A 7,232-nucleotide genomic window follows, 5' to 3' on the forward strand; every position below is an offset into this window, starting at 1 on the left:
GGCTTTCTTGCATAAGTGTAAGCAAAATGTAAGGTTAATAGACACTGTTGCCATGAGAATCGATCGCTACGATGCAAGGAAAGTCTTCTACTTCATAGCGATAGATCGCTTCTGCTTTTAAATCTTCAAAAGCAATACATTCCGCTTTTTTGATGCATTGGCTCAAAAGAGCACCTGCACCGCCGATACAGATGAGATAGCAGGCATGGTTGCGCACAATAGCATCCTTGACCTGTTGCGTACGATATCCTTTTCCAATCGTAGCACGGACCCCTAAATCATAAAGAAGGGGTGCATAGGCATCCATACGCATGCTCGTTGTCGGTCCGGCACTGCCTACGATTGCATGTGGAGGTGCAGGTGTCGGCCCTACATAATAAATACAGGCATTTTCCAATTCAAAAGGAAGCTTCTCATTATTATGGATCATCTCGACAAGACGCTTATGCGCCGCATCACGAGCCGTATAGATGACTCCGCTTAGCTGCAAGGAATCACCTGCATGAAGCTTATCACAAATTTCTTTGGTCAGGGGTAAGGTTATTTTCATATGATCACCTCACTGATATGTCGTGTGATATGACATGAGATATTGACAGCTACCGGCAGGCCGGCAATATGGGTCGGTGCCTGCTCGATATTGATCTTTAAAACGCTTGTCTTTCCTCCAAGTCCCTGAGGTCCGATGTTCAGCTGATTAGCTTCTTCAAGAAGCTCCCTTTCCAATTGAGCATATTCAGGATCGGGATTTTCAAGCGAGCAGTCACGTAAAGTTGCTTTTTTCGCAAGAACAGCCGCATAATCAAAGCTGCCACCGATACCGACACCTACGACCATCGGCGGGCAGGCATTCGGTCCGGCATTTTTAATGGCATCAAGGATCGTTCTCTTGACCCCTTCAACACCCTCTGCCGGTTTCAACATCCTTATGACCGACATATTTTCACTGCCAAAACCTTTACAGCTAACCGTTAGTTTCACAGCATCACCGTCAACGATCACCGGATAGATGATACAAGGGGTATTGTCTTGTGTATTGATACGGTGAAAAAGAGGATCGGCAACGATGCTTTTGCGTAAATAGCCTTCTTCATATCCTAAGGCTACTCCTTTTTGAATGGCTTCATTTAAAGAACCATCGACCAGATGTACTTCCTGTCCGATCTCAATAAAAACGATGACCATCCCTGTATCCTGACAGATCGGGATTCTTTTTTCCGCGGCAATCTGACTGTTTCTTTCTAATAACTCTAAAATTTCTTTTCCCAAAGGATTCGTTTCCTTTTGTCCGGCTTCTCTTAAGAGTTCTTCAATATCCTGTGGATAATGAAAATTAACCTGCTGGACCATTTCCCTGATCTTGTCTTGAAGTTTCAAAACGCTGATCTCTTTCATTTTAAGGCCTCTTTTTTTACAGCCTCAGCTACGACCTGAGCCACTTTCGGATTAAAGGCATCAGGAATGATATACTCTTCATTCAATTCATCATCGCTGACAATGCCGGCAATGGCTTTTGCGGCCGCTAATTTCATCGCTTCTGTGATATCCTTGGCACGTGCATCCAAAGCACCGCGGAAGATGCCCGGGAATACGAGCACATTATTGATCTGATTTGGGAAATCACTTCTTCCTGTCGCAATCACTCTGGCACCGCCCTTTTTCGCCTCATCCGGCATGATCTCCGGTGTCGGGTTGGCCATTGCGAAAATAATGGCATCTTGATTCATCGTACTTACCATCTCTGCTGTCAGTACATGCGGTGCGCTGACCCCGATGAAAACATCACGACCGGCGATCACCTTCTTTAAATCTCCCTGTATTTTCTCTTGATTGGTAAGCTGAGCCATTTCCTTTTGCGCATCATTCATCCATGGCTCTCCTTCACACAAGGCACCGTTCTTATCTACGAGCACACAGTTTTTCATACCTAGCTGCAGTAAAAGACGGGCAATGCTGATTCCCGCACTACCGGCACCATTAATGACGAAGCGGGCGGTTTCTATATCTTTTTTCACCAGCTTCAACGCATTGATGATTCCGGCACTGACAACAATGGCCGTACCATGCTGATCATCATGAAAAACCGGAATATCACATTCTTCTTTTAAACGTCGTTCGATCTCAAAACAGCGAGGTGCAGAAATATCCTCCAGATTAATACCGCCAAATGTCGGCGACAAGGCTTTTACGATACGAATGATCTCTTCGCTATCCTGTGTATCCAAACAGATCGGAAAAGCATCGATGCCTGCAAATTCCTTGAATAAGATAGATTTTCCTTCCATGACCGGCATTGCAGCCCAAGGACCGATATTTCCTAATCCCAAGACCGCTGAACCATCGCTCACGACCGCTACCGTATTGCCCTTGGTCGTATATTTATAAACATCCTCACGATTTTCATGGATCTTGCGACAAGCCTCGGCAACCCCCGGTGTATAAGCAAGACTGAGGTCATGCATATTCTTGACTTTGACCTTGCTGACCACTTCCAGCTTTCCTTTATGTTCTTCATGTAACTTTAATGATTCTTCATACACGCTGCTCATAAAAAAACACTCCTTATAATAAATTGATCTTATTTTCTTTACATTTTTTACGCATTTCTTCGCTCCACATCGATACCTGGACCTCACCGATATGAGCCTTGTTCAATAAAAGCATACATAAACGTGACTGTCCGATGCCGCCGCCGATCGTTAAAGGCAATTTTCCTTCAAGAATCTGTTGGTGAAACGGATAATGCAATCGCTCACTGGCATGAGCTTTTTCACATTGACTGACGAGGCTTTTCTCATCAACACGAATTCCCATGCTGCTCAGCTCGAACGAGCGATCCAATAGCGGATAATAAACGAGCAAATCTCCATTCAGCTGCCAGTCATCATAGTCAGGAGCACGCCCATCATGTCTTTGACCGCTTTTCAAACGATCACCAATCTTCATCAAAAAGACGGTAGAATGTTTGCGGCAGATTGCATCCTCTCTTTCCTTTGGCGCCAGATCCGGATAAAGATCCTCTAACTGCTGGGTGGTAATAAAGAAAACATTGTTGCTGACCATCGGTTTTAATTGCGGATAAGCATAGCGTAAGATCGTCTGTGTCTGAACGATCGCCTTCACGATCTTCAAGACCGTTTCCTTTAATGTATCAAGATTACGGTCTTCTCTGGAAATAACCTTCTCCCAGTCCCACTGATCGACATATACCGAATGCAGATTATCTAATTCTTCATCACGACGAATCGCATTCATATCCGTATAAAGGCCTTGAAAGCCTCTCAGATCATAACGATTCAAAGCAGCCCTTTTCCATTTGGCCAATGAATGTACCACCTCTACCTGCTCATCCAGATCCTTGATCTCAAAGCTGACCGGCCGCTCAACACCATTAAGATCATCATTCAACCCGCTTTTCTTAGAAACATAAAGCGGCGCCGAAACACGAACCAGGTTCAAGCAGTCCGCCAATCGTTTTTCAAACTGGTCCTTTACGATTTTTATCGCAATCTCACTATCTAAATAAGAAAGCGGATTATCATAATTTTCAGGCAAGATCAGTTTACTCATAATCAAAGCTCCCACTGATGATCTTTTTCATGCAGATTTGAATCATAGAAAGCCGTACAGGCATGGATCATATGTTCAATATCCTCAACACCCGCACACTCCACACTGGAATGCATCGCTAACTGTGCACAACCGATATCCACGCTTTTGATCGATACATGGGAAGTCGAGATATTCCCTAAAGTAGATCCCCCACGTACATCACTGCGGTTGACGAAAAATTGATAAGGAATTTCATGCTTCCGGCATATTTCTGTAAACAAAGCCACTGAAACCGCATCACTGGTATATTGCTGATTGGCATTTGATTTGATCACCACGCCCTCATTCATATACACTGCATTATTTGCATCATAAAATTCAGGATGATTATAATGCAAAGCATGGGCATTATCGACACTTAACATCATCGAATGAACAAGGGACATCAGATATTCTTCATACGTATAATTCAGGCTCTTTTGAATCCTTCTCATTACATCCTCCAAAAAGGAAGAATCAGCTCCCTGCTTCGTATTGCTTCCTACCTCTTCATTATCAAAAGCCGCAAAGATATTGACACGACGCTCATTCGTTGAATTTAAAAAAGCAATTAAAGTTGCATAAACACTTTCCAGATTATCAATTTTAGGACTTGAGAAAAATTCATTCTGCAATCCGAATACCTTTCCCTTTTCATCAATGACCAAATAAAGATCACTGCTGATATAATCCTCTTCACGTATATTTAGATCTTCACAGATCCTCTTCTTCAACGCACCCTTTTTTAAGGTCGAACTAAAAAGAGGCATCATATCATTTTGCGGATTATAGACATAGCCGTCATTAAGCTTACGATTCATATGGATCGCAACATTAGGAATAGTACAAACCGCTGTTTTAGAATCATATAAAACCTCTTCAACCTTTCCATTACGACGGATACAGACCCTGCCTGCCAGACGCAACGGACGATCAAGCCACGTATTCATGATCATGCCTCCATAGCCTTCAACATTGCCCTTTAAGACATGATTGGCCTCTACTTCTCCATTAACCTTTAATTTAAAGGTCGGTGAATCCGTATGTGAGGCACAGATATTAAATGCCAGATCATCCATATATTTTCCGATCGTAAATGCAATCACGGATGAATGATTACGTGTAACGATATAGCTTTTCCCTTTTTCAAGCTGCCATCTTTCCCCTTCGCTCAATTCAATAAAATTAACACATTTTTTCTTCACATTCTCTACCGCATGAAACATGCTTGATGAGTCATGAATAAATGTCAAGCATTCTTCTATATGTTTCATCAAATCACCTCCTCAACATTGTATCATAATTCAAAAGAAAATGAGCGAAGAAATCACTCATTTACATTTTCTATGATCGGGCATTTTTCATGCTCCTGCTTTTTTACTTCTTTGATGCTTGCAGCTAATCCATAAGCCACCTCATCGTCCCCGATATCCTTTACCACAACGCTATTTGCTCCGATCTGGACATTATTTCCGATCGTGATATTTCCCAATACGCTGGCGTTGCAGCCGACCATGACATGATTTTTCAAGGTAGGATGACGCTTGGCCCTTTCTTTCCCATTACCACCCAAGGTGACTCCGTGATACAAGAGGCAGTCATCACCGATCACTGTTGTTTCACCGATCACACAACCGGTTCCATGGTCAATGATCAACCCTTTGCCAATCGTGGCTCCGGGATGAATTTCGATATTTGTCCAAAACCGTCCCATCTGTCCGAATAAGCGAGCTACGAAATACCATTTATGCGTATAGAAGAAATGACCGATCCGATAATGAATCAACGCATTGATATGCGGATATAAAAGCAATACTTCAAGCTTGCTTTTAGCGGCAGGATCAACTTCCATGACCCGGTTTAAATTGTAATTTAATAATGAAAACCAATTCATACTCTCACATCCTTTTATTTATATTATATGATATGAGAAAAAGATGCAAATGGTGTGACTTATGAACCATCAAAATAAAAAAATTCCCTTTTATTCTGCCCAACAAGAGAGTTGAAATTCAAATCAAACAAAAGTATACTTAAAGGGAATAAAGAAAGAAGGTACATAAAATGAAAGAATTTACTCCGGAAAGCTTCCGTTTAGACGGCAAGGTCGCTTTAGTTACGGGCGCTTCTTATGGAATTGGTTTTGCGATTGCCAGTGGTTTTGCGAAATCAGGTGCTACAATCGCATTTAATGATATCAATCAGGAATTGGTTGACAAAGGTTTAAAAGCCTATAAAGAAGCCGGCATCGAAGCTCATGGCTATGTATGTGATGTCACTGATGAAAAAGCCGTTCAAGGGCTTGTGAAAAAAATTGAAGAAGAAATAGGTGTCATTGATATTCTTGTCAATAATGCCGGTATCATCAAGCGTATCCCAATGATCGAAATGAGTGCTGATGATTTCCGTAAAGTGGTTGATATTGACTTAAATGGACCATTTATCGTGTCCAAGGCAGTTATTCCTTCCATGATCAAAAAAGGACATGGAAAGATCATCAACATCTGTTCCATGATGAGTGAGCTTGGCCGTGAAACCGTATCTGCTTATGCTGCTGCCAAGGGCGGATTAAAAATGTTAACCAGAAATATTGCTTCTGAATACGGTGAATACAATATTCAATGTAACGGTATCGGTCCGGGATACATCGAAACACCTCAGACCGCACCTTTACGAACAGAAGGTCATCCATTCAATAAGTTCATCATTTCGAAGACACCGGCAGCTCGATGGGGCACTACCGAAGATCTGATGGGACCAGCCGTATTCCTTGCTTCTGATGCCAGCAATTTTGTCAACGGACATATTCTCTATGTCGATGGCGGTATCTTGGCATATATCGGCAAACAGCCACAATAAAATTTGTCCAGTAGCAATACTGGACTTTTTTCTTTTACGGCCAACAAACCACTTTGGATCCAATACATATTTTTATTTAGAAACACCGATATAAAGAATTTTATAAACTTCATGAATCTGAGGTGGCTGACTTTGTTTGATACTGCCATAATAAACAGCTACTTCATCTCCAACAGTAAAATCTTTCATGTCATCTTTAATTTCCACATCAAGCGAAACCATAACACTTGAATAATCTTTATATAAATCATCATCTTCATTTACGTCAATAACGATATATTCATCACTTGTTTCAGAAACAACTCCCTTGACACACAATTCATCATCAATATCATTGACGTCCTTTTTACATCCGCCTAATCCTAAGAAACAAGTGATTACGATCAACACTGACATGATTTTTTTCATAAATTTTCTCCTAAATTCCATTATATTATAATCAATATAAAACAACATAATTATAACTCTGTACTTCTTATTTCCAAACCCATTTTTATTTTATCATAAAACATCCTCCTGTGCTGTTCACAGGAGGATCATCATTTCTATTCATAAATAATGAAAAAATAAACTTTTTCATTCTTTTTTTGGGAAAAATGACCATTTCATGGATATAAAATAGTAGGTGCCATAAATAAAAGGAGGGAGTACCATGCAATGCAACTAAAATAAGAATTTGACAAAAAGCTAAATTTATGAATCTCTTACAAAAATAAAAGTGAGGGGTTCTTTTTTTATTTGAAAACTATTGACATTTCTATGAAAATCTGGCCGCTTCGCGG

Annotated in this window: 8 protein-coding genes; 1 reads left to right on the forward strand and 7 read right to left on the reverse strand. The window is 41.1% G+C overall.

The annotated features are described in order from the left end of the window. Positions 1-34: 34 nt before the first annotated feature. From Q0K35_RS07675 to epsC, 6 genes are read right to left on the reverse strand one after another with little or no spacing between them, the layout of a single operon-like run. Positions 35-550 carry a FumA C-terminus/TtdB family hydratase beta subunit gene (locus Q0K35_RS07675; RefSeq protein ID WP_294562066.1) on the reverse strand — a complete coding sequence of 172 codons (516 nt, stop codon included), beginning with the start codon at positions 548-550 and terminating at the stop codon, positions 35-37. After that, entirely contained in the window at positions 547-1,395 is an 849-nt protein-coding gene (locus Q0K35_RS07680; protein WP_294562067.1) for a fumarate hydratase, read from the reverse strand. Before Q0K35_RS07680 ends, Q0K35_RS07675 begins: the two co-directional genes overlap by 4 nt. Beyond that, positions 1,392-2,549, reverse strand: coding sequence for an NADP-dependent malic enzyme (locus Q0K35_RS07685; RefSeq protein ID WP_294562068.1), 1,158 nt, complete (start codon positions 2,547-2,549; stop codon positions 1,392-1,394). Before Q0K35_RS07685 ends, Q0K35_RS07680 begins: the two co-directional genes overlap by 4 nt. A gap of 13 nt (positions 2,550-2,562) precedes the next feature. Continuing rightward, positions 2,563-3,570, reverse strand: a complete 1,008-nt coding sequence (gene asnA, locus Q0K35_RS07690) for an aspartate--ammonia ligase (protein WP_294562069.1) — start codon at positions 3,568-3,570, stop codon at positions 2,563-2,565. A gap of 2 nt (positions 3,571-3,572) precedes the next feature. Beyond that, entirely contained in the window at positions 3,573-4,865 is a 1,293-nt protein-coding gene (locus tag Q0K35_RS07695; RefSeq protein ID WP_294562070.1) for a M18 family aminopeptidase, read from the reverse strand. A 53-nt stretch (positions 4,866-4,918) separates the two neighbouring features. Continuing rightward, on the reverse strand, positions 4,919-5,485 hold the full coding sequence (epsC, locus tag Q0K35_RS07700) for a serine O-acetyltransferase EpsC (RefSeq protein ID WP_294562071.1): 567 nt from the start codon (positions 5,483-5,485) through the stop codon (positions 4,919-4,921). Between the two features lie 170 nt (positions 5,486-5,655). On the opposite strand from epsC, the gene Q0K35_RS07705 reads away from it, so the two are divergent. Then, a complete protein-coding gene (locus Q0K35_RS07705) occupies positions 5,656-6,450 on the forward strand; it encodes a gluconate 5-dehydrogenase (protein WP_294562072.1) in 795 nt (264 codons plus the stop codon). Positions 6,451-6,522: 72 nt separating this feature from the next. Here the strand turns inward: Q0K35_RS07705 and Q0K35_RS07710 are convergent, their stop codons facing one another. After that, on the reverse strand, positions 6,523-6,858 hold the full coding sequence (locus Q0K35_RS07710) for a hypothetical protein (protein ID WP_294562073.1): 336 nt from the start codon (positions 6,856-6,858) through the stop codon (positions 6,523-6,525). Between the last annotated feature and the right edge of the window lie 374 nt (positions 6,859-7,232).

This window comes from uncultured Traorella sp. (genome assembly GCF_944327115.1).
In the GTDB taxonomy this organism is placed as follows: Bacteria; Bacillota_I; Bacilli_A; order Erysipelotrichales; family Erysipelotrichaceae; genus Traorella.

What these genes read in the sequence shown, in the direction of transcription:
- Q0K35_RS07695 (WP_294562070.1), bottom strand. Translation starts at nt 4,865, where the DNA reads ATGAAACATATAGAAGAATGCTTGACATTTATTCATGACTCATCAAGC.
- Q0K35_RS07705 (WP_294562072.1), top strand. Translation starts at nt 5,656, where the DNA reads ATGAAAGAATTTACTCCGGAAAGCTTCCGTTTAGACGGCAAGGTCGCT.
- Q0K35_RS07675 (WP_294562066.1), bottom strand. Translation starts at nt 550, where the DNA reads ATGAAAATAACCTTACCCCTGACCAAAGAAATTTGTGATAAGCTTCAT.
- Q0K35_RS07685 (WP_294562068.1), bottom strand. Translation starts at nt 2,549, where the DNA reads ATGAGCAGCGTGTATGAAGAATCATTAAAGTTACATGAAGAACATAAA.
- asnA (WP_294562069.1), bottom strand. Translation starts at nt 3,570, where the DNA reads ATGAGTAAACTGATCTTGCCTGAAAATTATGATAATCCGCTTTCTTAT.
- Q0K35_RS07680 (WP_294562067.1), bottom strand. Translation starts at nt 1,395, where the DNA reads ATGAAAGAGATCAGCGTTTTGAAACTTCAAGACAAGATCAGGGAAATG.
- epsC (WP_294562071.1), bottom strand. Translation starts at nt 5,485, where the DNA reads ATGAATTGGTTTTCATTATTAAATTACAATTTAAACCGGGTCATGGAA.
- Q0K35_RS07710 (WP_294562073.1), bottom strand. Translation starts at nt 6,858, where the DNA reads ATGAAAAAAATCATGTCAGTGTTGATCGTAATCACTTGTTTCTTAGGA.